The organism is Dyella sp. 333MFSha, from assembly GCF_900102405.1.
GTDB classification, from domain to species: Bacteria; Pseudomonadota; Gammaproteobacteria; order Xanthomonadales; family Rhodanobacteraceae; genus Luteibacter; species Luteibacter mycovicinus.
Window position 1 is genome coordinate 194,597 of the sequence record NZ_FNBR01000001.1, and the last position, 22,398, is coordinate 216,994.

Sequence of the window (22,398 nt, forward strand, 5' to 3'; positions counted from 1 at the left end):
GCAACCGGCGGAAGTCACGACCCTATGTTCTTCGCCAGGAACGCCTGCAGGCGGTTGTAGAACTCCTCGATGTTCTCGGGCTTGACGAAACCATGCTTCTCGTCCGGCTTGGTCAGCGTTTCATACGGTTTGTGTGCCGCGTCGAGGGCGGCCTTCATGGCCTTGAACTGGGCGAAAGGCGCGCGTTCGTCGTCTTCGCCGTGGACGAGGAAGACGGGCACGTCGATCTTGTCGGCCAGGTGCGTCGGCGAATTGGCGGCAAGGTCGGCCTGATCGCGGCCGATCACCGTGGTGAGGTAGCTGCGGCCGGATTTTTCGGTTTTGATGTCGCCCTTGTTGTACATCATGTCGAGGTCGTAGACGCCGTCGTAGGCGACCGCGCACTTGAAGACCCCCGGCGCGCGTATGGGCGTCATCAGGGCCGAATAGCCGCCGAAGCTGGCGCCGAACACGCAGACGCGGGCGGGGTCGGCGAAGTGCTGGCCGATCGCCCACTTCACGCCGTCGATCAGATCCTCCTGAATGCGGGTGCCCCACTTCAGGAAGCCGGCTTTTTCGAAGTCGCTGCCGCGCCCGCCCGAGCCGCGATAGTTGACCTGCAGGACGAGGTAGCCCCGGTTGGCGAGAAACTGCGCGTCCGTATCGTAATACCAGTCGTCCGAGATGCCGTGCGGGCCGCCGTGGGGCAGCAGGACCATCGGCAGGTTCGCTTCCGGACGGCCCTTGGGGAAGGTGAGGATCGCCTCGAGTTCCATGCCGTCGCTGGCCTTGAAACGCAACGGGCGGCGTTCCGCCATCTGCGCGGGATCGATCCACGGCTTGGCGTCGAACAGCTTGCTGACCTTGTACGTCTTCGTGTCGATCAGCATGTAGCGGCCGGGCTCGCGATCGCTGACGACGGCAAACATCAGCTGGCCGCCGTCGCGGCTGAAGTCGACGAACTTGACGAAGCTGCCGGGGAATTTCTGCGACAGGGCCAGATGGAGCTTGGCGATGGGCGCCTGCGGGTCGATGTATTCGGCCTTCGGGATGCCGGTGTCGGTCACGGTACCGAAGGGGCGGAGCGGGGCGGGCGTCCACAGGCCATTGGCGGAGACCCAGCCGAAGTCGTCCTTGCGGATCACCTTCAGGTTGCCGCCATCCTCGTCCTGTTCGACGAATTCACCGCCCTGGCCACCGGGGCTGTACTCGGCATAGATGCGGTTGCTGCTGTTCGCGACGGATGCGACGGGCAGGAACGCGTGATGGTCCGGGTTACGAGCCACTTTCGCCCAGCCCGTGCCCTCGCGGTGGTACACGGTCCACTTGAAGTCGTCGCCCGTGCCGAAGGCGTAGTGTGCCGTGCCATCGGGCGCGATCATGAAACGCATGTCGCGGTCGCCGATGTCGGCCATCAGCCGGCGTGCGCTCGATTGCGCGTCCACGTCGTAAAGCGTGCTGTGGCCCTGATCGTTCCAGAGGGTGGCGCGCATGTAGAAATGGCCGTTCGCTTCGATGGGCGCACCTTCGATGGTGCCCCAGCCGCGATCCAGCGAGCGCGTGCCGGCGCGCTTTCCGTAATTCTCGTAGCCGAACAGATAGTCGGCATTCTTGCCGTCGACGTCGATCGCCATCAGTTCGCCCGTGTACGAGGCGGCGCCGATGGAACCGTCCACCTTGCCCCGCGCCACCACGAGCCGGGTGTTGCTAGCCCAGATCATGCCGGCGGGCATTTCGTACGGCGGCATGCGGATCAGCGTGACGGGCTTGCCCATCTCGCCCACGCGATAGATCGCCAGGCCATGATTCTTGCCATCGGGATCGTGATACGCCATCGAGACATACTGCCCGTCCGGAGACAGGCTGGGCTCGGTCAGCGGCATGCGGCGCGCGAAGTCCGCTACCGGAATCAGATTCGCGGCGCTGGCGGCGGTCGTGGCGAGGCAAAGCGCGGCCAGCAGCGGCCGCACGAAACGGTGGTTCATCGGAATCTCCCCTGGTGATGCATCCATGTCGGCACCATCCCCCCGGACGATGCCCCGCGCCGGGATATAGCCCATTCGCGCCGGTACGGCAAGGCGGTACACTTGGCGTCTGCGTTTGACCCAGGCCGTCCATGAGCACTCCGTTCGTCGTCAATTTCGATCCCGTCGCCCTCTCGCTGGGCCCTCTTCAGGTCCACTGGTACGGTCTGATGTACCTGGGAGGCTTTCTCGGTGGCTGGTCGCTGGGTGAGTACCGCCGTCGCCAGGGCCGTCTGCCGGTCAGCTCGGAGCGCCTGGGCGACCTCATGTTCTATCTGATGATGGGCGTGGTGCTGGGCGGACGCGTCGGCTACATGCTGTTCTACACGCCGATCAACTGGATCTGGACCGACCCGGTGGCGCTGTTCCGCGTCTGGGACGGCGGTATGTCGTTTCACGGCGGTCTGATCGGCGTGGTGCTGGCCGGTCTTTTCTGGTCGCGACGCAACGGCATCAAGCTCTTCGACACCATCGACTTCGTGGCGCCGCTGGTGCCGCTGGGACTGGGTCTCGGCCGTCTGGGCAACTTCATCAACGGTGAGTTGTGGGGCAAGCCGACCGACCTGCCGATCGGCATGATCTTTCCGCATGCGCCCGACGCCTTGCCGCGGCATCCGAATCCGCTGTACGAATTCGCGCTCGAGGGCGTGGTGATGTTCGTGGTGCTGTGGATCTTTTCGATGAAGCCGCGCCCGCGCTATGCGGTCTCCGGCATGTTCGGCCTGCTTTACGGTTGCTTCCGCTTCATCATCGAATTCGTGCGCGTACCGGACGCACAGCTGGGTTACCTCGCCTTCGGCTGGGTGACCATGGGCCAGATCCTCTCGCTGCCGCTGATCGCGCTCGGCATCCTGCTGCTGGCGCTCTCGCGCCGCGCACCGTACGCGCCTGTCGCGCCGGTGGCGGCGACAGCCACCTGATACCCTCGACGCCATGCAGCCTTACCTCGAACTCCTCCGCCATGTCCTCGACCACGGCGCCGAGAAATCCGACCGTACCGGCACAGGCACGCGCAGCGTGTTCGGCTGGCAGATGCGCTACGACCTGTCGAAGGGCTTTCCCCTCGTCACGACGAAGAAACTGCACATCAAGTCGATCGTCCACGAGCTGATCTGGTTTCTGCAGGGCGATACCAACATCGGTTACCTGAAGGACAACGGCGTCCGTATCTGGGACGAATGGGCGGATGCCAACGGCGACCTCGGTCCCGTCTACGGGCGCCAGTGGCGCGCGTGGCCGACGGCCGACGGCAAGGTGGTCGACCAGATCGCCTGGGTCGTGGAAGAGATCAAGCGCAATCCCGACTCGCGCCGGCTGATCGTCTCGGCGTGGAACGTCGGCGAATTGCCGAATATGGCGCTGATGCCGTGCCACACGATGTTTCAGTTCTACGTGGCCAATGGCAAGTTGTCGTGCCAGCTGTATCAGCGTTCGGGCGATATCTTCCTCGGCATTCCGTTCAACATCGCGAGCTACGCATTGCTGACCCACATGATCGCCCAGGTCACCGGGCTGGAAGTGGGCGACTTCGTGCACACGCTGGGCGATGCGCATCTGTATTCGAATCATCTCGAGCAGGCGACGACGCAGCTGGCGCGTGAGCCGCGTGCCTTGCCGAAGCTGGTGCTGAACCCGGAGGTGAAGTCGATCTTCGACTTCCGCTTCGAGGACGTCGCGATTGCGGATTACGATCCGCATCCGGCGATCAAGGCGCCTGTGGCGGTCTGAGCGGTTCGCCGATCGCGCGTCGCCGCATGGGTCTAGCGCTTCGCGGGCGGTAGCTTCGCGATCAGCCTGGCGCGGAAGATTCCGGCGAGCCGGTGAAAGCCGGCCTCGGTCGGATGCATTTCGTCGTGCCACAACGCGGGATCCGTCAGGTTGCCTCGCAGGTCCACGTAGTCGAAGGCGCCACCCAGCGCCGCATCCTGTTTCACCGGCTCCAGTACCCGCTCGACGAAGCCGTCGATCAGCAATCGCGCGAACTGCTGCCACTCGGGTAATCCACCGACGATGACGTTGGCGACGTTCGGCCCGATCCACGGTCCGGTCGATTTCTTCAGGACACCCGCCGCGCCGATATCCAGTCCGAGCGTCGCCTCGACGCCGATCTTTATCGGGTAATCGTAGGTGTGCGCGAGGATGGGAATGTTGGGGCGTGCGGCGTGGAAGGCTCCGACGAAGTACGCGTAGGCCTTGCGTACCTCTTCGAAACGGCCGGTCTGCGCGACGACGTCGTATGCGGCTTTGGCGCTCAGGTTCGATTTGCCGGCGAGCGCGGCATGCAGCCAGGTGTCGACGAAATCGTTGCCGCCCGCACTGAGCAACACCATGTCGAACTCATAGTGCCTGAACCAGCCGAGAAGATCGCTGACGTTGTCCTCGGTGAACATCGAGCGTCCTGGATGCGCCGTCTGCGGTGCGGCCTGATCGCCGCTGCGCTCCACACGGAAGAACAGGCCGCCCTGACCCAGTAGCGGTACGCCATTCGCCGCGTCCGCCGGGGCGGGCGAAACGATCCAGTCCAGCAGGTTCATGGCCAGTGGCGTGGCGAACCACGAGTCTCCCTCGCACAGGATGACCGGGATCCTGTCGAGGCGATGCTGGGCCTTGAGTCCCATGTACATCTGGCGGAACTGACCCCGTTGGGACAGTGCGGACGACTGCGACATGGTCGATGTCTCGGGCAAGGGTGCCTGCATTTATACGCCGCTCGATCCTGTGTAGCGGTGCTGCACCGCAGCGGTTGCCCTGACGCCACGGTTTACATATGCTATTGCGAATTATTCGCATTTAGAGATTGCCGTGACCTGTTACCGCCTGGCGCCCCGTCGCGCCCGTTTTCTGCTGGGCGCGTTTTGCCTCACCACGGCGTTTCATGCAAGCGGCGCGCCGGACGAGGACACGCCAGATACGTCTGCAGACAAGACGACCACCCAACTCACCGCCGTGAGCGTCGTGGGCCAGTCAGGGGGCTTTCGCAACCCATCGCCGCCCGGGATCGACAAATCGTCGCTCACCATCGAGCAGACGCCGCGTACGGTGACGGTCGTCACGCGCGAACTGCTCGACGTACAACAGGCGCAGACGCTTGCCGACGCGCTTCACAACGTTCCCGGTGTCGTCAGCAACAACTTCGGCCGCCGCGGCTGGGACGACCTGATCATTCGTGGCCAGACCGCGTCGGACTCCCTGTTCGTCGACGGGCTGCGCACGGCGGCCTCCAATCGCGTAGCCGAGCAGCTGTTCGGGTACGAACAGGTTGAAGTCCTCAAGGGCCCCGCATCGCTGGTGTATGGCCTCGTGCTTCCCGGCGGCGTGGTGAACATGGTCAGCAGGCGACCGCAGCCGGATGCCTTTGGCAGCGTCGACGTCACCGCAGGGAGCGACGGGCTGCGGCAGGCCAGCTTCGACGTCGGAGCGCCACTATCCGCCAACGGACGTAGCGCCGTGCGCGTGAATGGCCTTGCGATGAACTCCGACGATGCCACGCAGCATGTGTGGTTCCGGAATCGATGGATCGCGCCATCGCTGTCTCTCGATCTGGGCGAGGACACCGACTTCGTGCTTCTGACGAGTCTGCAGGAGCGCCATTACGTCCGGCAGCAGGGGCTTCCGCTCGTGGGCTCGATAAAGGCCGATAAGTACGGCGCCATCCCGCGCGACACCTTCATGGGCGAGCCCGGTCAGGAGCCTTACGACGGGCGTCAGACGCGGGTCGGCTACGCGTTGACGCACCGCTTCAGCGACGGATGGACATTGACCAACAACCTGCGCGTGCAGGACTTCACCCTCGACGGCCAGCTCGTGGCCAACGGCGCGATGAACGCCGACCAGCGCACGGTGAAACGGACGGGCACGGACCAGCATTACAGCGGCAGGACGCTCGTCGTCGATTCCCGTCTGATGCGTTCCTTCGAAACGGCACATGTGTCGCACGAGGTCACTCTGGGCGTGGATTACATGGACTCTCGCGAGGACGCTGTATCGCGCACCTGCACGGTCGCCGCCCTCGATGCCTACCTGCCTGTCTACGGTGCCCCGATCGTGTGCCCGGCGAAACCGCGTACCGACACGCGTACCGACGTCAACATGGTCGGCGTGTATGCACGGGATCAGCTCACGGTGGGCGAGGCGTGGCACGTTACCGCGGGTCTGCGTCGCGACCGTACCTGGACGGCGACCGACAACCATCTCACCGGTACGCACGAGAACGACCCCGCGAGTGCCAACACCGGCTCACTCGCCGTGATGTATGACCTGGCCTCGTCCGTCCATCCGTATCTGAGCTACGCCACGTCGTTTTATCCGAACACCGGCACGAACGTGCAGGCTCGGCCCTTCGCTCCTGAGAAAGGCAAGCAGTGGGAGCTGGGCCTGAAGTTCGATCTGATGCAGGGCCGGATGCTCGTGACGACGGCGCTATACGATCTCCGCCGCCAGAATGTGCTGCAGGACGACCCGGTGAACGAAGGCTATTCCATCGCCATCGGGGAGCAGCGCACGCGCGGCGCCGAACTCGGCGTCACGGCCGATCTGGGCGGTGGCCTCAGCCTCAACGGTGGCTATGCGTATACGCAGGGGCTGATTACGGACGACGGCGGCGAAGTGCCTTCGACCGACGGGGAGCGCATCAACAATGTGCCGCGTCATAGCGCCACGTTGTTCGCGCGGTACCAGTCGCCCGGCTCGCCCTGGTCCTTCAATGGAGGCTTCCGGGGTGAAAGCTCACGGTTCGCCTACTCGTACACGCTGCCGGGCTATGTCGTTGCCGATGCCGGCATCGCCTGGGATGCGCAGCGCTGGCATCTCGCCTTGTCGCTGAAGAACGTCTTCGACAAGCATTATTACGCCGGCGGTCTTGCGGCCGCGGTCGCGCTGGGCGACGACCGCAGCACGATGTTCAATGTGGGCTATCGGTTCTGACGTTTCAGGCATAAATCATGGCGTGATGACGCGCAATCCACACGGCCGCGGGGATCGTTGTCGCACCGAACCGATCAGGAGTGGCGCATGGCTTCTCTCAAGCGTGGCGACAACGTGCAATGGGACACCTCTCAGGGTAAGACGAAAGGCAAAATCGTTCGCAAACTGACCAGCCCCTCGAACATCAAGGGGCATAAGGTCGCCGCCTCGCCCGATAATCCGGAATACCTGGTAGCAAGCGACAAAACGGGTGCGAAGGCGGCGCATAAACCGGGCGCGCTGAAGAAGGTGCGCGATTCCTGAGCGAGCCCTGCTCACGTTACTTCTGTCGTCATACGATCCTCCCGCGCGGCGATGCGACGATGTATCGCCACCGTCGGCGCGGGAGGTTGAGGGCCGTCGCACACGGGGCTCAGGGAATGAACCGCTCCGCCCGCAACCGCGCGAACGCATCGAAGAACGCGTCGTCGGTCGGCTGATAGTCCAGAAAGCCCATGCGCCGGCTCTTCGACATATCCGTGACCACTTCGATGGGACGACCCAGGTCGGCGTCGCTGTGCCACGCGGACACGAGACGATGCATGTCCGGTTCGGCGAGGCCATGCTCAGCCACGATGCGCTCCCAGACCGGCGCATCCGCTTCCATCTGTTGTTCCAGCGGAACGACAGTGCCGTCGAACGGCGCCGCCTCGATGCCGAACCATGCCGCGATCCGCGACCACATCCAGCTCCAGCGGAAGACGTCCCCGTTGACCACGTTGAAGGCTTCGTCGGCGGCGGCAGGCGTCGTCGACGCCCACAGCAGGTGCCGGGCGAGCTGGCGCGCGTCGGTCATGTCGGTGAGGCTCTGCCATTGCGCGGCCGATCCCGGAAAGCGGAACGGACGACCGGTGGCTTTGCAGATCGACGCGTACACGGCAAGCGTGGTGGCCATGTTCATGGCATTGCCGACGGCGACGCCGATGACGGTATGCGGACGGTGCACGCTCCAGTGGAAGCCGTCCCGCTTCGCGGCGGTAAATACCTCGTCTTCCTGGGCGTAGTAGAAATTGTCGACATCGAGACGGCCCTGTTCCTCACGGAACGGTGTCTCGGGCAGCACGCCCTTGCCATAGGCCTCGAACGGTCCGAGATAGTGCTTCAGGCCGGTCACGAGGGCGACGTGCTTCACGCTGCCGGCCGGACGCAGTCCGTCGAGCAGATGTCGGACCATCGCGCTGTTGACCCGGATGTTCTCCAGTTCGTTGGCCTGACGTGCCCAGGTGGCGATGAATACATGCGTGGGTGTCACACCTTCCAGCGCGGCGCGCGTCGCGTCCGCATCGGTCAGGTCGGCCGCGATGGGCGTGACACCGTCACGAGCGCCCGGGCGGCGGGCGAGGGCGGAGACCTTCCAGCCGTTCGCCACGAGGAGTTCGGTCAGGGCGCTGCCGATGATGCCGCTGGCGCCGACGACGAGTGCATGGTTCATGGGGTTACTCTATGCAGGGACATCCCCCCACCATAAAGGCGCGGATGTCCCCTTCCAAGAAGGCACCAAAAGGTAACCCGCTGATGAAACCCGGCTCCCCCGACAGTGAGTGGCTCGAAGACTGCGCCCCCCGGCGCGTACTCGAGCTTTTCGCGACCAAGTGGACCAGCATGATTCTGCATGCGCTGCACGCAAGGCACGGCGGCAGCGCACGTTCGGGGGTGTTGCTGCGCAGCCTGCCCGGCATCTCGAAGAAGATGCTCACGCAAACGTTGCGCGAGCTGGCCGATAGTGGGCTGGTCAACCGTGAGGTTGAGGAGGCGGTCGTGCCGCCCAGTGTGATGTATTCGCTGACGCCGCTTGGCCAGCGGCTGGTCGAGCCGATCGAAATGATCTACGACTGGGCCCGGGCCAACGAAGGCGCCCTCGACGCGCTGCGGCCCCGGGCCACGTCCCGACGCCGTTAGCCTCGCGGAATCAAACGAGCGTTAGTTCCCCCCTTCGCCGGGGAGGACTACCATTCGCACCGCACGGGCGCCGTCGCCCGCCGTTTCCCCATTTTTGAAGGATGCTCCATGGCTGTTCACCTGGTTGCCGCGCTCGACGAAAACTTTGCCATCGGCAAGCAGGGAGGCCTTCCCTGGCACCTCCCCGACGACCTGCGCTATTTCAAGAAGCTGACAACGGACAAGGCTGTCCTGATGGGTCGCAAGACGGCGGAATCGATCGGCAAGGCGCTGCCCGATCGCGTCAATTACGTGCTGTCGCGCAAGGGCGAGGCGCCGTTCCCGGGCCAGATCACCGTGCGCTCCGTGCAGGAGGCCCAGGCCAGCTGCAATCATTCGGGCCTGATGGTGATCGGTGGCGGTGAAGTCTTCCGCGAGGCGCTGCCGTACGCGCGCACGCTGTACCTGACCTGGGTCTACGCCGCCGTGGACGGCGCCGATGTGTTCTTCCCGGGCATCGATTTCAAGGAATGGGCTGAAGTGTCCCGCGTGCATCACGCCGCGGACAAGGAGCATGCGTTCCCCTTCGACATGGTCGAATACGTCAGGAACGTCTGATGCACGTCGTCGCCGGCGTCCTCGTCGATGGCGCCGGACGGATCCTCATCGCCCAGCGTCCGCCGGGTAAACATCTGGCGGGTATGTGGGAGTTTCCCGGCGGCAAGCTGGAAGCCGGCGAAACGCCCGCTGTCGCCCTGGCGCGGGAGCTGGACGAGGAGCTGGGTATCGCGGCGGATCCGCTGTCCTTCGAGGCGCTGATCCGCGTTCCCTGGCGCTACGGCGATCGGGACATGCTGCTGGAAGCGATCCGCGTTTACGCCTGGACGGGTGGGCCGCAGGCGCTGGATGCTTCCGCGATCGAATGGGTCGATCCGCATCGGCTGGATGAGGCGCGTCTGGCGCCCGCCGATCGTCCTGTCCTCGCGGCCGTCCGGTTGCCCGCGCACTATCCGGTCACACCGGCGGATGCATCGGTGGCCGTAGCGTCCGCGGCGCTGCATGCCGCCCTGGCGCGCGGAGAGCGGCTGTTGCAGCTTCGGTTGACAGACGAGCCCGTCGAGGCGACGCGCGGGCTGGCTGCATCGATACAGGACGATCTGCGCCGCTTCGGCGCCACGCTGCTGCTCAATCGCGATATCGAGGGTGCGCTGCGGCTGGGATCGGGCGTGGGTGTGCACCTCTCGTCCGCCCAGTTGCGCTCGCTGCCCGAGCGACCGTTGCCGCTGGGGCAGGTCGTCGGTGCTTCCTGCCACGACGCCGAAGAGCTGACGCTGGCCTCCCGGCTGGGATGCGACTTCGCGACGCTGTCGCCGGTCTTGCCGACGCGCAGTCATCCGGATGCCGAACCGATGGGCTGGCCGCGGTTTGCGCGGCTCGCGGAAGCCGCTTCGTTACCGGTTTATGCCTTGGGTGGGCTGGGACCGGATGATGTGGCCGACGCTCGGATGCATGCGGGGCAGGGTGTAGCGGGGATTCGCGGGTTTTTGTGATTGCGGCATCGGGCGTTCTTGCCCGCAGCCACATCGCGCGCAAGGCGCGCTCCTACAGGTAGGAGCGCGCCTTGCGCGCGATGCTGTTATTTCGATTTCAGCCGAGCCACGAGGGCCTGCAGCACCGCCTGCGTCTCATCACCAAAGAAGTCGTCGATAAACCCCGGATCGAGCAGATCGGTGGTGTCGCCCCATACCTCCAGCAGATCCGCCCGCGCAATGGCACGCGTGCGCAGCATCGCCTTCGGCGGCAGCTTCAATAGCTCGCCAAGCCAGATCACGGCACGCTGCACGACCTGCTCGACCGCGGAAAGCTCGTCCACCAGGCCGATCGCATGGGCCTCCTCCGCATCCACCATCGTGCCGGATACCAGCAAGCGCTCCGCACGATACGTGCCGACGATGCGCCGCATCGCGAACTGAATCGGCTCGGGCACGGACAGGCCGACCTGAACCTCGTTCAGACCGATCTTGTAGATGCCATGCGCCATGATCCGGTAGTCGCAGAACAGCGCGAGCACCGCGCCGCCCGCCGGGCTGTGGCCGGTGATCGCCGCCACGGTCGGCACCGGCGAGGACGCGATGGCGCCGCAGAGGGCGAAAAACGCGTTCCAGAAATCGGTGACACCCGCGCGATCGCGCTGAAGCAGGGAAGGGACGTCGACGCCCGCCGAAAAGATGCCCTGCGCGCCGGACAGCACGATGCCGCGCGCACCGTTGCCGGGCGCGGCGGCGACGGCCTCGTGCAAGGCCTGCACGAGGCCGGTGTCGAGCGCATTGACCGGCGCGCGCGCCAGGCGGATCTCGTGGATACCGCCGTCGTGCGGAAGAATATCGAGCATCGTCGTATCTCCTCTTACTTCACGTCGCCGGGCGACCAGGTGTAGCGCAGCGTGTAATCGAGCGTGGCTGAACCGTTCGCCGGCACGTCCACGTCGAACTCGAGCCCGTCGGGCGTGTTCTTCGTCGGCTTGACGGACGACGATACGACCGTCCATGCGCGCCAGCGGGCGGGGTGCTCGCGCAGGGTCACGGTGCGTTTCGTATCGCCCGCATTGGTCAGGACGATCCGTGTGCCCTCGTCGATCCGACGCTCCGTGTCACTTGCGGTGAACGAGGTTTGTTCGCGCTTTGCCGTCAGGTCGAAAGCATTGCCGAGGGTGATGGTTGCATCCTTGTTTTTCGGCGTGTCGTCCAGCCGGCCCTCGCCCAGCAATTCGGCGTTGCCATCGCGGTCGACGGTGAGCACACGGACGTACCCGGCCGGCAGCGCGTCGAACGCCTTGAAGCCCACGGTTGATACGATCGGCGTGCCTTCCGGCGGCTGGCCGATATCGCGTTCCAGGCGAGGACGTGAGTTGTAATAGCGTATGCCCGTGTCGTAGACCGCCTTGCGCTCGCACGCCAGCGTGCGACTGTCGTAGAGCGGAGTCTGCGTGACGCTGCCAACGGGCAGATCCACTGCCGCCGGCAGCGTGTACGTGCGCAGGTCGCCGAGCGTAGCCTGCTGGGGCGCGGCATCCATCATGGCCATGGGAGCCGGTGCCGCGGCGGCGCGGGCCATGAACATCTTCGGCTGAGGCGCGGATTTCGCCCGGTTGGCGTCGCCGGAGACGAGCTTGAGCGAGACGTCCTTCCAGTCGCGTCCGCTTCGGTTCGCGATGCTGGCGGCGGCGTCGAAAGTCATCTTGCAGGTGTCGCCCGGTGCCAGGGTCGCGACATAGGCGCCGCGCCAGCCCAGTCCGGAGGTGGGGTAGTCGAGATGGGCGGTGCTGCTGCCCGCCGCCGACCCCGCAACGCGCACCTGCAGGGTCGAGCCGCGGGCGAAGTCGGTAGCGTCGGCGGCACGCAGGGCGGCGTAGTTCCGGATCAGGCTGGCCTGCCCGCTGGCTTCGCGGATGACCAGCGCATCGCCGCCGCGGACGAGAACGCCGCTGGCGATGGTCTGGCCGCCGTCACCGATGGCGGTGACGTTGCGGCCCACGAGGCCGGCGACCGCACCGTCGAAGCCCTGACCCAGGAGCAGGCGCTGCGAGACCACGCGGGTGTCCTTGTCGGGGAAGCGCAGGGAAAGCGCTTCGCTGTCGAGGGCGGAGGGCAGCCCGTCGATGGCGAGATCCTGCGTGCCACCCTTCAGGTCGAAGACGCGACGTTCGTGGACGACGGCATAACCTTCGGCGGACACGGCATCGCCGTTGGTCGCGAATAACTGGTCGCCATCGGCGCGGTACAGCGTGAGCGAGGTGCGCTCACCCGCGGCGAAGGCGGGGAAGGCGACAGCACTGGCGATCGCCAGGACAAGGATGCGACGCGACATGATTCATTCTCTCCATGATTGCCCACGCGGATCATACTGGGGAGAAGTGAACCAGGGCTGCTACATCACCCCGCGGCATCCCGGACCGCCTGCGGAATCGGCACCGGCCGACCGGTCTTCGGATTGATCCAGACCATGGTGACGCTGCCGTCGCAATGGATCTTCGTCGCGTCGTCGCTGGTCACGATGCGGTGCCCCACCGTCATGGAACTGGTACCGATCCGGTTGACGTACAGCTCGACCTGGATGTCCGCCGGCCATTCGATCGGCAGGCGGTAGTTGAGTTCGCTGTGTGCCATCACCGGCGCGCCGTCCTCGCCGTACCACTTATCAGGGAGCTGCTGCAGCCACTTGATGCGGGCCTCCTGCAGATAGACCAGATAATTGGCGTTGTTGACGTGGTTGTACGCGTCCAGATCCTGCCAACGGACTTCCATCGGTGTGATGAAGAGTGGCGTCGGTGCGGGCGGGTTCGAGGCTTCGGTGGTCATGCGCGTTTCTTCTTTTTCGCCGCCGGGGCGGTCTTTGCCGTGGAGGTCTTGGCAGGTGCTTTCGTGGCGGCGGTTTTCGCAGGGGCCTTGGCGGGCGCCTTGCCGGCAGGAACCTTGCCGGCCGCTGGCTTCGCCGTGGCTGGTTTCGCCGTGGTGCGCGCCGGTTTGAGGTGTGTCTTGAGGAACCGTCCCGTGTGCGACTCCGCTGTCGCGGCCACCGTTTCAGGCGTGCCGCTCACCAGGATGCGTCCACCGCCGGCACCCCCTTCGGGACCGAGGTCAACCAGCCAGTCGGCCGTCTTGATCACGTCGAGGTTGTGCTCGATGACCACCACGGTGTTGCCGTGGTCGACCAGCTTGTGCAGCACGTCGAGCAGCTGTTCGATGTCGTGGAAATGCAGGCCCGTGGTCGGTTCGTCGAGGATGTACAGCGTGCTGCCCGTGTCGCGCTTGGACAGCTCCTTCGACAGTTTGACGCGCTGCGCTTCACCACCGGAGAGCGTGGTCGCGCTCTGGCCGAGCTTGATGTAATCCAGGCCCACCGCGCGCAGGGTTTCGAGCTTGCGCGCGATCACCGGCACGTTCTCGAACAGCTTGAACGCGTCTTCCACCGTCATGCCGAGAACGTCGGCGATGGTGTGGCCCTTGTAGAGGACCTCCAGCGTCTCGCGGTTGTAGCGCTTGCCGTGGCAGACGTCGCAGGGCACATACACGTCCGGCAGGAAGTGCATCTCGACCTTGATCATGCCGTCGCCTTCGCAGGCTTCGCAGCGGCCACCGCGGACATTGAAGCTGAAACGGCCCGCCTGGTAACCGCGCTGACGCGACTCCGGCACCTGCGCATAGAGCTCGCGCAGCGGCGTGAACAGCCCGGTATACGTCGCCGGGTTGGACCGCGGCGTGCGGCCGATCGGTGACTGGTCGATATCGACGACCTTGTCGAACAGCTCCAGGCCCTCGATGGACTCGTGCGCTGCCGGCTGCTCGCCCGCACCGTTGAGTTCCATCGCGGCAAGGCGATAGAGCGTGTCGTTGATCAGCGTCGACTTGCCCGAGCCGGACACGCCTGTAACGCACGTAAACGTACCGACGGGGATGCGCACATCCACGTCCTTGAGGTTGTTACCGGTCGCGCCCTTGAGTTCGAGCCACTTGTCGTCGCGCGCTTCGCGGCGCTTCTTAGGGACGTCGATACCGCGCTCGCCCGTGAGGTACTTCGCCGTCACCGACGCCGGGTTGGCGAGCACCTGCTCGAGCGTGCCTTCGGCGACGATGTGACCGCCATGCACGCCGGCACCGGGGCCGATGTCGAGCAGGTGGTCGGCCGCGCGGATCGCGTCCTCGTCATGTTCGACGACGATCACGGTATTGCCCAGGTCGCGGAGGCGGGTCAGGGTGCCCAGCAGGCGTTCGTTGTCGCGCTGATGCAGACCGATCGACGGCTCGTCGAGCACGTACATCACGCCCACGAGCCCGGCGCCGATCTGGCTGGCCAGTCGGATGCGCTGGGCTTCACCGCCGGACAGGGAATCGGCCTGACGGTCGAGCGTGAGGTAGTTGAGGCCGACGTCGTTGAGGAAGGTCAGCCGCTCGCGGATTTCCTTCACGATCTTGACCGCGATCTCGCCGCGCCAGCCGGGCAGCTTGAGGCCTTCGAAGAAGGCCAGCGCACGGTCGATCGCAAGCGAGGTCAGCTCGGGAATCGCGTGGTCCGCGACGAACACGTTGCGCGCCGAGGGATTCAGACGCTGCCCGCCGCAATCCGGGCAGGGGTGATCGGCGATGTAACGCGCCAGTTCCTCGCGGACGGCGGCGGACTCGGTCTCGCGATACCGGCGCTCGAGATTCGGCAGGATGCCCTCGAACTTGTGCTCGCGGGTGACCTTGCCGCCACGCTCGGTGATATAGCGGAACGGAATGACTTCCTTGCCCGAGCCGTTGAGTACGGCGTTCTGCACCGACTTCGGCAGCTCGCGCCACGGCGTCTCGGGATCGAAGCCGTAGTGCTTGGCTAGCGAGACGATCAGCTGGAAGTAATGCGCATTGCGGCGGTCCCAGCCACGCACGGCACCGCCGGCCAGACTGAGCTCCGGATGGCCGACCACGCGCGTGCCGTCGAACACCTGGGTCACGCCCAGGCCGTCGCAGGTCGGGCAGGCGCCGACGGGCGAATTGAACGAGAACAGGCGCGGCTCGAGCTCCGGCAGCGAGTAGTCGCACATCGGGCAGGAGAAGCGCGACGAGAACAGCTGCTCGTCGGCTTTCTTGTCGTCCATGTCGACGAGGACGACGATGCCGTCGCCCAGGCGCAGGGCGGTCTCGAACGACTCCGCGAGGCGCTGCTTGATGTCGTCGCGCGGACGGAAGCGGTCGATCACGGCTTCGATGGTGTGCTTCTGACGCAGCGTCAGCGGCGGCACGGCGTCGAGGTCGTAGACCTCACCGTCCACGCGGGCACGGACGAAGCCCTGGGCGCGCAACTGGTCGAAGACCTGCACATGCTCGCCCTTGCGCTCGCGGATGACCGGGGCCAGCAACATCCAGCGCTTCTCGGGATCGAGCGCCATGGCCGTGTCCACCATCTGGCTGACCGTCTGGGCCTCCAGCGGAATGCCGTGATTCGGGCAGCGGGGCGTACCGACCCGCGCGTAGAGCAGGCGCAGATAGTCGTACACCTCGGTGATCGTACCGACGGTGGATCGGGGGTTGTGGGAGGTCGACTTCTGCTCGATCGAGATGGCCGGAGAGAGGCCTTCGATCGTGTCCACGTCGGGCTTTTCCATCATCGAGAGGAACTGCCGCGCATAGGCGGACAGTGACTCGACGTAGCGACGCTGGCCTTCGGCATAGATCGTGTCGAAAGCCAGCGAGGATTTACCCGAACCGGACAGCCCCGTGATGACAATGAGCTTGTCACGGGGCAGGTCGAGGTCGATGTTCTTGAGATTGTGCGTGCGGGCGCCGCGGATGCGTATGCTGTCCATGTGCCGACATAAATGGGGGAAGCCCCCGACTATACCAAGGGTTTTTCGCCTTCATTCGGCGTCGACTTTTGACGGTTCATCACATTTGTTATTCCCAACGGGTCGGGGCTGCCGAAGGTGGGTCTGCACGATGGCGGAGGTCGGCTACCATGGCCTCCACCCCGGGGAGGGGCGAGTCACCCATCCGAAGAGGAAACACGCATGCGTAAGTGGACAGGGATCGCGGCCGGCCTGATGCTGGCGGCTTGTACGGGTCAGGCGTTCGCCGCGGCGCCGACCGAGCAGCAGGTGCGCCAGCTGATGGACGTGGTCGGCATGGGCCGGATGCTCAGCCAGATGAACAGCCAGATGGCGGGCGTGATGCAGAGCGCCCTTCCGTGCGTGCCGGCCAGCTACTGGCAGGGCTTTGTCGACGCCAACGCGACCAACCAGCTGATCGGCCGCATGGTGCCGGTCTATCAGAAGCACTTCACTTCCGAAGATATCGACGGCCTGCTCAAGTTCTACCGTTCGCCGCTCGGTCAGAAGGTGATCACGCAGATGCCGGCGACCATGGCCGAGGGCATGCAGATCGGTAAGCAGTGGGGTCAGGAGCGAGGCCAGCAGATGATCGCCCAGCTGCAGACGCAGGGCACCCTGAATCCGCAGGGCCAGTGCCCGGCCAGCGGTGCGGCCGCCAAGCCCGCGCCCGCACCGCCCGCCGCCACAAAGAAAAAATAAGCCCCCTACGCCGTAGGAGCGCGCCCCGTTAAGCGGTAGGAGCGCGCCCCGCGCGCGAACCCTCAGGCCCACCCCGGCGAACGATGCCTTGCGCACCATCAAGCCGGCTGTCCGGCCTCACGAAGCGGCTTCGGCTTCGAGCCGGACGTTCCCGGCGGGTCGCGCACGGGGTGCGCTCCTACAGTAAGTGTATGCCAGGCAAGGTTTTTTCGATTTTGCTGCCGATCAGGCCCTGCTGCACCCTTTCTCCCTTAACCACCTGATTGACCTTGCCTTTTCCCCTTGGCTATAATTCGCAGTTCGCACGACCCGTAACACCCTAAAAAGAACTACATAAACAGCAACAGGAAATAACCATGAGCTACGCAGTCATCAAGACCGGTGGCAAGCAGTATCGTGTGATGGCGGGCGAAATCCTGCGCGTCGAACTGCTCACCGCTGAAGTCGATTCCACCGTCCAGTTCGACCAGGTCCTCCTGGTGGGCGAAGGCGAGTCGATCACCGTCGGCGCCCCGCTGGTCGCCGGTGCCACCGTCAGCGCGAAGATTCGCGCCCACGGCCGCGCGGATAAAATCCGCATCGTCAAGTTCCGTCGTCGTAAGCACTACAAGCGTACGCAGGGACATCGTCAGCATTACACCGAAATCGAGATCACGGGCATCAACGCCTGATCTGCCGGAGGATATGAGTCATGGCACATAAAAAAGGCGTAGGTTCCAGCCGTAACGGTCGCGATTCGAACCCGAAGTATCTCGGTGTGAAGATCTATGGCGGCCAGGCTGTTGAAGCCGGCAACATCATCGTTCGTCAGCGCGGTACCAAGTTCCACGCTGGCGTGGGCGTCGGCCTCGGCCGCGACCACACCCTGTTCGCGCTGGTCGATGGCACGGTTGCCTTCAAGACCCGTGGCGACAAGGGTCGCAAGTTCGTCGACGTCGTCCAGGCGTAAGCCTTCCCCGACGCGATAACGAAGGCCCCGCCCACGGCGGGGCTTTTCGTTTGTAAAGCGGCATCACTTCTTCACCCAGGTTCCCCTTCCATGAAATTCGTCGACGAAGCGCAAATCAGAGTCTCGGCCGGTGACGGCGGCAACGGCTGCGTCAGCTTCCGTCGAGAGAAATTCATTCCCTTTGGTGGGCCGGATGGCGGTGACGGTGGCAGCGGCGGTTCCGTCTGGCTGGTGGCCGACGAGGGCCTCAACACCCTGGTCGACTTCCGTCACATGCGTTCGTTCAAGGCCAAGCGCGGTCAGGCGGGCATGGGTAGTCAGATGTACGGTAAGGGCGCCGACGATGTCGATGTCCGCGTGCCTGTCGGCACCATCATCATCAACGTCGACACCGACGAAGTCATTGGCGATCTCACGGCTCATGGCCAGCGTCTGAAGGTGGCGCAGGGTGGTCGTGGCGGTCTGGGCAATATCCATTTCAAGAGCTCGGTCAACCGTGCTCCGCGCAAGTTCACGCCAGGTACGCCGGGTGAGGTTCGCGACATCAAGCTCGAGCTGCGTCTGCTCGCGGATGTCGGCCTGCTGGGCTTCCCCAACGCTGGCAAGAGCACCTTCATCCGTGCGGTATCGGCGGCTACGCCGCGCGTGGCGGATTATCCGTTCACGACGCTGCACCCGAACCTGGGTGTCGTGCGCATCGGTACCGACCAGAGCTTCGTGATCGCCGATATTCCCGGCATCATCGAGGGTGCGGCCGACGGCGCCGGCCTCGGTATCCAGTTCCTGCGTCACGTATCGCGTACCAGCCTGCTGCTGCATGTGGTCGACATCCAGCCGATCGACGGCTCGGATCCGGTGGAGCAGGTGCGTACGATCGAAAAAGAACTCGCCAATTTCGATGCCGAGCTGGTCGAGCGCCCGCGCTGGCTGGTGATCAACAAGTCGGACGTCATTGATGACGAGGACGAGCTGAAGGCGAAAGTCGACGAGATCATCGCGCGTCTGGAATGGACGGCGCCGTGGTTCGTGGTCTCGGCAGCTGGCGAGATCGGTACGCGTGATGTGTGCCTGCAGGTGCAGCAGTTCTTCGATGCCGAGCGGGCGAAGCAGCGCGATCGCAGCGAAGAGCGCGATGACGTGAGGCTGCGCAGGGAATAAAAGGCAATGCGGGCTTAATGAGCCCGCCCGACCTGTAGGAGCGCGCCCTGCGCGCGAGCTCTTCACCGGGCGCCGGAAGATTGCACGCCGGCGCCCGGCGTTCGGCCTCAAAAGATGTCGCGCGCGGGGCGCGCTCCTACGGGAAACAAGAAACGGGGAAACAAAAAAGCCGGCGTAAGCCGGCTTTTCTGCAAACAGCGATGTCGCGCAGGCTTTATGCCAGGTCGCGGATCTTCGCGTTCAGGCGGCTCTTATGGCGAGCAGCCTTGTTCTTGTGGATCAGGCCGCGGGCAGCGTAACGATCCATCACCGGCACGGCGATGGCGTACGCGCTGACTGCGCCAGCCTTATCCTTGGCGTCGATCGCCTTGACGACCTTCTTCAGTGCGGAACGCACCATGGAACGCGCGCTGACGTTGCGCAGACGGCGCTGCTCCGACTGACGCGCACGCTTCTTCGCGGACTTGATGTTGGCCAAGGTGAAGCTCCAGAGTTCGGTTGGTTTTAAGAAAGACGCCCATTTTGATGCCAAACGCCGGGCGCGTCAATAGCTTAGAGCCCGCACGGGCGTACCCGACGGGTGATCGGGCGAGGCGCCCGGGAATTTCCAGACTGCGGACTGTCCTCCGCCGGGGGCGCGCTGTCAAACTAGGGGTTTGGTCCAGCCTCCAAGGCAGCCCCTCCCCGGATGAAAACCCCCAGCCTTCTTCGCGGCATGCTCTCCTTCAGCAGCATGACCATGGTGTCCCGCGTGCTCGGCCTGGTGCGCGATATGGCGATCAGCCATTCCTTCGGCGCCAATGCCGCGACCGACGCCTTCTGGGTCGCGTTCCGCATCCCGAACTTCATGCGCCGCCTGTTCGCCGAGGGCTCCTTCTCGACCGCGTTCGTGCCGGTTTTCACCGAGGTCAAGGAGACACGTACGCATGAGGACCTGAAAGACCTCATGGCGAAAACGTCCGGCACGCTGGGCGGCATTCTGCTCATCGTGGTGGCGCTGGGTGTGATCTTCGCGCCTCAGGTGACGGCGTTGTTTTCGCCGGGCGCGGTGGACGACCCCGCGAAATTCGGCCTCACCGTCGACCTCCTGCGGCTGACGTTTCCGTTCCTCCTGTTCGTCTCGCTGACGGCGTTGAGCGGCGGCGCGCTCAACAGCTTCCATCGTTTCGGCCTGCCGGCCCTGACGCCGGTAATTCTCAACTTGTGCATGATCGGCGGTGCCCTCTGGCTGGCGCCGCATCTGCATACGCCGATCATGGCGATGGGCTGGGCGATCCTGATCGCGGGCTTCCTGCAGCTGGTGTTCCAGTTGCCGACGCTGCGCCGCCTGGATCTGTTGTCCATGCCGCGCTGGGGCTGGAAGTCGCCGGATGTGCGCCGGATCATGACCCTGATGGTGCCGACGCTGTTCGGCTCGTCGGTGGCGCAGATCAATCTTCTGCTGGACACCGTGATCGCGTCGCTGCTGATCGCCGGTTCGCAGAGCTGGTTGTCCCAGGCCGACCGGTTTCTCGAGCTTCCCCTGGGCGTTTTCGGCGTGGCGCTGGGCACGGTCATCCTGCCTTCGCTGTCACGCCACCATGTCGCCACCGACAAGGATGGCTTCTCCCGGGCACTGGACTGGGGTCTGCGTACGACGCTGCTGATCGCGGTGCCGGCCATGTTCGCGTTGATGCTCCTGTCGTTCCCCCTCGTGGCGACGCTGTTCCAGAACGGCCGTTTCACCGCCTTCGATACCAAGATGGCCTCGATGTCGATCACCGCGCTGAGCTTCGGCCTGCCGGCCTTCGCCCTGGTCAAGGTGGTGCTGCCCGCGTTCTACGCGCGCAAGGACACGAAGACACCCGTCCGCGCGGGCGTCGCGTCGCTCGTTGCCAACATGGTCTTCAATGTCGGCTTCCTTGCCCTCCTGTTCTTCCTCTGGGCCACGCCGGAGCAGAAGGCCGGGTCGTGGATGGCGGCGCTCGCCGCCATCCCGGGTCTGCACATGGCGCTGGGCATGGCCAGCGCTCTGGCCAGCTACCTCAACCTTGCGCTGCTCTGGCGCTGGCTGGGTAAGGCCGGCGTATACACCCGCCAGTCGGGATGGGGCCGGCATATCGCGCGGCTGGCCCTCGCCTGCGGGGTGATGATCGCGGTGCTGCTGACCGGCCTGCATATCTGGCCGGAATGGAGTGGCGTGGAGAAGTGGGTGCGCGTCTGGCGCCTGGCCATCCTGGTGGTGGCAGGGGGCGGGGCCTACGTGGCGGCCTTGTTCGCCCTCGGATTCCGTCTGCGCGACCTGCGCGCGCGTTGAGCGGTTCGTCCGGGGTCTCCGCGTCGCATTGTGCGGCGCAATGGGGCCGCTATACTGGCCCGATGGCTTTTATTCCGCATCGATTCCAGGGCGCTCACGCATGACGCTGCGACTGCACCGCGACATCGACGGACCGTGCCTCGCCCCCCAGGGCAGCGTGGTTGCGATCGGCGCGTTCGACGGCCTTCATCTGGGCCACCAGGCCATTCTCGCCGAGGTCCGGACACGGGCGGAGGCGAAGGGCCTCACGCCAGCCGTCATCTCGTTCGAGCCGCTGCCGCGCGCCTTCTTTTCGAAGGAGCCGGTGCCACGTCTGTCCGGCGTCCGCGAAAAAGCGGAGGGCATGACCGCCGCCGGCATCGCCGAACTTCTGTCCCTTCGCTTTGACGAAGCGCTGACCCAGATGTCCGCCGAGGATTTTGTCCGCCGCGTCATCGTCGGCCGGCTGGCTGCCCGTGAAGTCTGGGTGGGCGAAGACTTCCGCTTCGGTCACCGCCGCGGCGGCGACTTCGCCCTCCTGCGGTCGATGGGTGACGAACTCGGCTTTACCGCGCACGCGGTCTCGCCGGTGATGGTCGAGGGCGAACGCGTGTCTTCCAGCAAGGTGCGCACCCTGCTGGCGGAAAGCCGCTTCGCCGACGCCGCGACTCTGCTCGGACGGCCCTTCATCATCGAAGGCCATGTCGAGCACGGTAAGCAGCTGGGCCGTACGCTCGGTTATCCCACCGCCAACGTGCACCTGCCCGAGCGGGTCAGTCCCGTGCGCGGCATTTTCGCCGTGCGTATCGGTGTGGGCGAGGGCCCTTGCAGCTGGCCCGGCGTGGCCAGCCTGGGTGTCCGCCCGACCGTGAACGAGGTGGCGGAGCCGTTGCTCGAAGCGCATCTGTTCGACTTTTCCGGCGACCTCTACGGTATGCGCATCGCGGTGGAGTTCGTCCGGAAACTGCGTGACGAAGAAAAATTCGACGGCCTCGACGCCCTGACCGCGCAAATGCGCCAGGACGAGATCGCCGCCCGGCAGGCCCTTGGCATGAACCCCATACTTGTCGATGCATGACGGAACGCGCCTGACGCGCGTCCGCCCCGAAAC

At 65.0% G+C, this 22,398-nt stretch carries 21 protein-coding genes; 13 read left to right on the forward strand and 8 right to left on the reverse strand.

Going from position 1 to position 22,398, the window contains the following annotated elements:
• Positions 1-14 precede the first annotated feature (14 nt).
• Positions 15-1,964, reverse strand: coding sequence for an alpha/beta hydrolase family protein (locus BLT40_RS00835; RefSeq protein ID WP_079522246.1), 1,950 nt, complete (start codon positions 1,962-1,964; stop codon positions 15-17).
• Between the two features lie 131 nt (positions 1,965-2,095).
• On the opposite strand from BLT40_RS00835, the gene lgt reads away from it, so the two are divergent.
• Together lgt and BLT40_RS00845 are read left to right on the forward strand one after the other, a co-directional pair.
• Positions 2,096-2,923: a prolipoprotein diacylglyceryl transferase gene (gene lgt / locus BLT40_RS00840; RefSeq protein WP_036111397.1), complete on the forward strand. Its 828-nt coding sequence runs from the start codon at positions 2,096-2,098 to the stop codon at positions 2,921-2,923.
• Positions 2,924-2,936: 13 nt separating this feature from the next.
• Entirely contained in the window at positions 2,937-3,731 is a 795-nt protein-coding gene (locus BLT40_RS00845; RefSeq protein ID WP_079522244.1) for a thymidylate synthase, read from the forward strand.
• A 32-nt stretch (positions 3,732-3,763) separates the two neighbouring features.
• Here the strand turns inward: BLT40_RS00845 and BLT40_RS00850 are convergent, their stop codons facing one another.
• Positions 3,764-4,672, reverse strand: a complete 909-nt coding sequence (locus BLT40_RS00850; RefSeq protein WP_143025808.1) for a hypothetical protein — start codon at positions 4,670-4,672, stop codon at positions 3,764-3,766.
• A 133-nt stretch (positions 4,673-4,805) separates the two neighbouring features.
• Here BLT40_RS00850 and BLT40_RS00855 point away from each other — a divergent pair, with 133 nt between their 5' ends.
• Together BLT40_RS00855 and BLT40_RS00860 are read left to right on the forward strand one after the other, a co-directional pair.
• Positions 4,806-6,926: a TonB-dependent receptor gene (locus tag BLT40_RS00855; protein WP_218124506.1), complete on the forward strand. Its 2,121-nt coding sequence runs from the start codon at positions 4,806-4,808 to the stop codon at positions 6,924-6,926.
• A gap of 87 nt (positions 6,927-7,013) precedes the next feature.
• Positions 7,014-7,229 (forward strand): hypervirulence associated TUDOR domain-containing protein, encoded by a 216-nt coding sequence (locus BLT40_RS00860; protein WP_079522240.1) that lies wholly within the window; start codon positions 7,014-7,016, stop codon positions 7,227-7,229.
• 109 nt (positions 7,230-7,338) lie between these two features.
• Here the strand turns inward: BLT40_RS00860 and BLT40_RS00865 are convergent, their stop codons facing one another.
• Complete coding sequence (locus BLT40_RS00865) at positions 7,339-8,397, reverse strand: SDR family oxidoreductase (RefSeq protein ID WP_079522238.1); 1,059 nt, start codon at positions 8,395-8,397, stop codon at positions 7,339-7,341.
• Positions 8,398-8,480: 83 nt separating this feature from the next.
• Here BLT40_RS00865 and BLT40_RS00870 point away from each other — a divergent pair, with 83 nt between their 5' ends.
• The 3 genes from BLT40_RS00870 (at position 8,481) to BLT40_RS00880 (ending at position 10,393) form a co-directional block, all read left to right on the forward strand.
• Entirely contained in the window at positions 8,481-8,864 is a 384-nt protein-coding gene (locus tag BLT40_RS00870) for a winged helix-turn-helix transcriptional regulator (RefSeq protein ID WP_036111412.1), read from the forward strand.
• Between the two features lie 108 nt (positions 8,865-8,972).
• Positions 8,973-9,461, forward strand: coding sequence for a dihydrofolate reductase (locus tag BLT40_RS00875; RefSeq protein ID WP_079522236.1), 489 nt, complete (start codon positions 8,973-8,975; stop codon positions 9,459-9,461).
• Entirely contained in the window at positions 9,461-10,393 is a 933-nt protein-coding gene (locus BLT40_RS00880; RefSeq protein WP_079522235.1) for a Nudix family hydrolase, read from the forward strand. The genes BLT40_RS00875 and BLT40_RS00880 overlap by 1 nt, the downstream gene beginning before the upstream one ends.
• 86 nt (positions 10,394-10,479) lie before the next feature.
• Here the strand turns inward: BLT40_RS00880 and BLT40_RS00885 are convergent, their stop codons facing one another.
• The 4 genes from BLT40_RS00885 to uvrA form a co-directional block, all read right to left on the reverse strand.
• Positions 10,480-11,235, reverse strand: a complete 756-nt coding sequence (locus BLT40_RS00885) for an enoyl-CoA hydratase/isomerase family protein (protein WP_079522233.1) — start codon at positions 11,233-11,235, stop codon at positions 10,480-10,482.
• Positions 11,236-11,249: 14 nt separating this feature from the next.
• Complete coding sequence (locus BLT40_RS00890) at positions 11,250-12,710, reverse strand: DUF4139 domain-containing protein (protein WP_090350780.1); 1,461 nt, start codon at positions 12,708-12,710, stop codon at positions 11,250-11,252.
• Positions 12,711-12,775: 65 nt separating this feature from the next.
• Positions 12,776-13,201 carry an acyl-CoA thioesterase gene (locus BLT40_RS00895; protein ID WP_090350781.1) on the reverse strand — a complete coding sequence of 142 codons (426 nt, stop codon included), beginning with the start codon at positions 13,199-13,201 and terminating at the stop codon, positions 12,776-12,778.
• A complete protein-coding gene (uvrA, locus tag BLT40_RS00900; RefSeq protein WP_090350783.1) occupies positions 13,198-16,185 on the reverse strand; it encodes an excinuclease ABC subunit UvrA in 2,988 nt (995 codons plus the stop codon). The genes BLT40_RS00895 and uvrA overlap by 4 nt, the downstream gene beginning before the upstream one ends.
• A 201-nt stretch (positions 16,186-16,386) precedes the next feature.
• Between uvrA and BLT40_RS00905 the strand changes: the two genes are divergently transcribed.
• The 4 genes from BLT40_RS00905 to cgtA all read left to right on the forward strand — a co-directional run bounded on the left by BLT40_RS00905 (position 16,387) and on the right by cgtA (position 19,012).
• A complete protein-coding gene (locus BLT40_RS00905) occupies positions 16,387-16,905 on the forward strand; it encodes a DUF2059 domain-containing protein (RefSeq protein ID WP_036111435.1) in 519 nt (172 codons plus the stop codon).
• Between the two features lie 356 nt (positions 16,906-17,261).
• Positions 17,262-17,576, forward strand: coding sequence for a 50S ribosomal protein L21 (rplU, locus tag BLT40_RS00910; RefSeq protein ID WP_036111437.1), 315 nt, complete (start codon positions 17,262-17,264; stop codon positions 17,574-17,576).
• Positions 17,577-17,596: 20 nt separating this feature from the next.
• Complete coding sequence (gene rpmA / locus BLT40_RS00915; protein ID WP_036111438.1) at positions 17,597-17,854, forward strand: 50S ribosomal protein L27; 258 nt, start codon at positions 17,597-17,599, stop codon at positions 17,852-17,854.
• 90 nt (positions 17,855-17,944) lie between these two features.
• Positions 17,945-19,012, forward strand: coding sequence for an Obg family GTPase CgtA (cgtA, locus tag BLT40_RS00920; protein WP_090350786.1), 1,068 nt, complete (start codon positions 17,945-17,947; stop codon positions 19,010-19,012).
• A 214-nt stretch (positions 19,013-19,226) separates the two neighbouring features.
• Here the strand turns inward: cgtA and rpsT are convergent, their stop codons facing one another.
• The gene (rpsT, locus tag BLT40_RS00925; protein ID WP_036111443.1) at positions 19,227-19,490 is read right to left on the reverse strand and encodes a 30S ribosomal protein S20; all 264 of its coding nucleotides are present in this window, start codon (positions 19,488-19,490) and stop codon (positions 19,227-19,229) included.
• Between the two features lie 210 nt (positions 19,491-19,700).
• On the opposite strand from rpsT, the gene murJ reads away from it, so the two are divergent.
• Positions 19,701-21,308: a murein biosynthesis integral membrane protein MurJ gene (gene murJ / locus BLT40_RS00930; protein ID WP_090350788.1), complete on the forward strand. Its 1,608-nt coding sequence runs from the start codon at positions 19,701-19,703 to the stop codon at positions 21,306-21,308.
• Positions 21,309-21,408: 100 nt separating this feature from the next.
• Entirely contained in the window at positions 21,409-22,365 is a 957-nt protein-coding gene (locus BLT40_RS00935) for a bifunctional riboflavin kinase/FAD synthetase (RefSeq protein WP_090350789.1), read from the forward strand.
• Positions 22,366-22,398 lie beyond the last annotated feature (33 nt).

What these genes read in the sequence shown, in the direction of transcription:
- cgtA (WP_090350786.1), top strand. Translation starts at nt 17,945, where the DNA reads ATGAAATTCGTCGACGAAGCGCAAATCAGAGTCTCGGCCGGTGACGGC.
- uvrA (WP_090350783.1), bottom strand. Translation starts at nt 16,185, where the DNA reads ATGGACAGCATACGCATCCGCGGCGCCCGCACGCACAATCTCAAGAAC.
- BLT40_RS00835 (WP_079522246.1), bottom strand. Translation starts at nt 1,964, where the DNA reads ATGAACCACCGTTTCGTGCGGCCGCTGCTGGCCGCGCTTTGCCTCGCC.
- BLT40_RS00860 (WP_079522240.1), top strand. Translation starts at nt 7,014, where the DNA reads ATGGCTTCTCTCAAGCGTGGCGACAACGTGCAATGGGACACCTCTCAG.
- BLT40_RS00850 (WP_143025808.1), bottom strand. Translation starts at nt 4,672, where the DNA reads ATGTCGCAGTCGTCCGCACTGTCCCAACGGGGTCAGTTCCGCCAGATG.
- BLT40_RS00890 (WP_090350780.1), bottom strand. Translation starts at nt 12,710, where the DNA reads ATGTCGCGTCGCATCCTTGTCCTGGCGATCGCCAGTGCTGTCGCCTTC.
- BLT40_RS00905 (WP_036111435.1), top strand. Translation starts at nt 16,387, where the DNA reads ATGCGTAAGTGGACAGGGATCGCGGCCGGCCTGATGCTGGCGGCTTGT.
- BLT40_RS00875 (WP_079522236.1), top strand. Translation starts at nt 8,973, where the DNA reads ATGGCTGTTCACCTGGTTGCCGCGCTCGACGAAAACTTTGCCATCGGC.
- BLT40_RS00845 (WP_079522244.1), top strand. Translation starts at nt 2,937, where the DNA reads ATGCAGCCTTACCTCGAACTCCTCCGCCATGTCCTCGACCACGGCGCC.
- murJ (WP_090350788.1), top strand. Translation starts at nt 19,701, where the DNA reads ATGAAAACCCCCAGCCTTCTTCGCGGCATGCTCTCCTTCAGCAGCATG.
- BLT40_RS00935 (WP_090350789.1), top strand. Translation starts at nt 21,409, where the DNA reads ATGACGCTGCGACTGCACCGCGACATCGACGGACCGTGCCTCGCCCCC.
- rpmA (WP_036111438.1), top strand. Translation starts at nt 17,597, where the DNA reads ATGGCACATAAAAAAGGCGTAGGTTCCAGCCGTAACGGTCGCGATTCG.
- BLT40_RS00885 (WP_079522233.1), bottom strand. Translation starts at nt 11,235, where the DNA reads ATGCTCGATATTCTTCCGCACGACGGCGGTATCCACGAGATCCGCCTG.
- BLT40_RS00870 (WP_036111412.1), top strand. Translation starts at nt 8,481, where the DNA reads ATGAAACCCGGCTCCCCCGACAGTGAGTGGCTCGAAGACTGCGCCCCC.
- lgt (WP_036111397.1), top strand. Translation starts at nt 2,096, where the DNA reads ATGAGCACTCCGTTCGTCGTCAATTTCGATCCCGTCGCCCTCTCGCTG.
- BLT40_RS00895 (WP_090350781.1), bottom strand. Translation starts at nt 13,201, where the DNA reads ATGACCACCGAAGCCTCGAACCCGCCCGCACCGACGCCACTCTTCATC.
- BLT40_RS00880 (WP_079522235.1), top strand. Translation starts at nt 9,461, where the DNA reads ATGCACGTCGTCGCCGGCGTCCTCGTCGATGGCGCCGGACGGATCCTC.
- rplU (WP_036111437.1), top strand. Translation starts at nt 17,262, where the DNA reads ATGAGCTACGCAGTCATCAAGACCGGTGGCAAGCAGTATCGTGTGATG.
- BLT40_RS00865 (WP_079522238.1), bottom strand. Translation starts at nt 8,397, where the DNA reads ATGAACCATGCACTCGTCGTCGGCGCCAGCGGCATCATCGGCAGCGCC.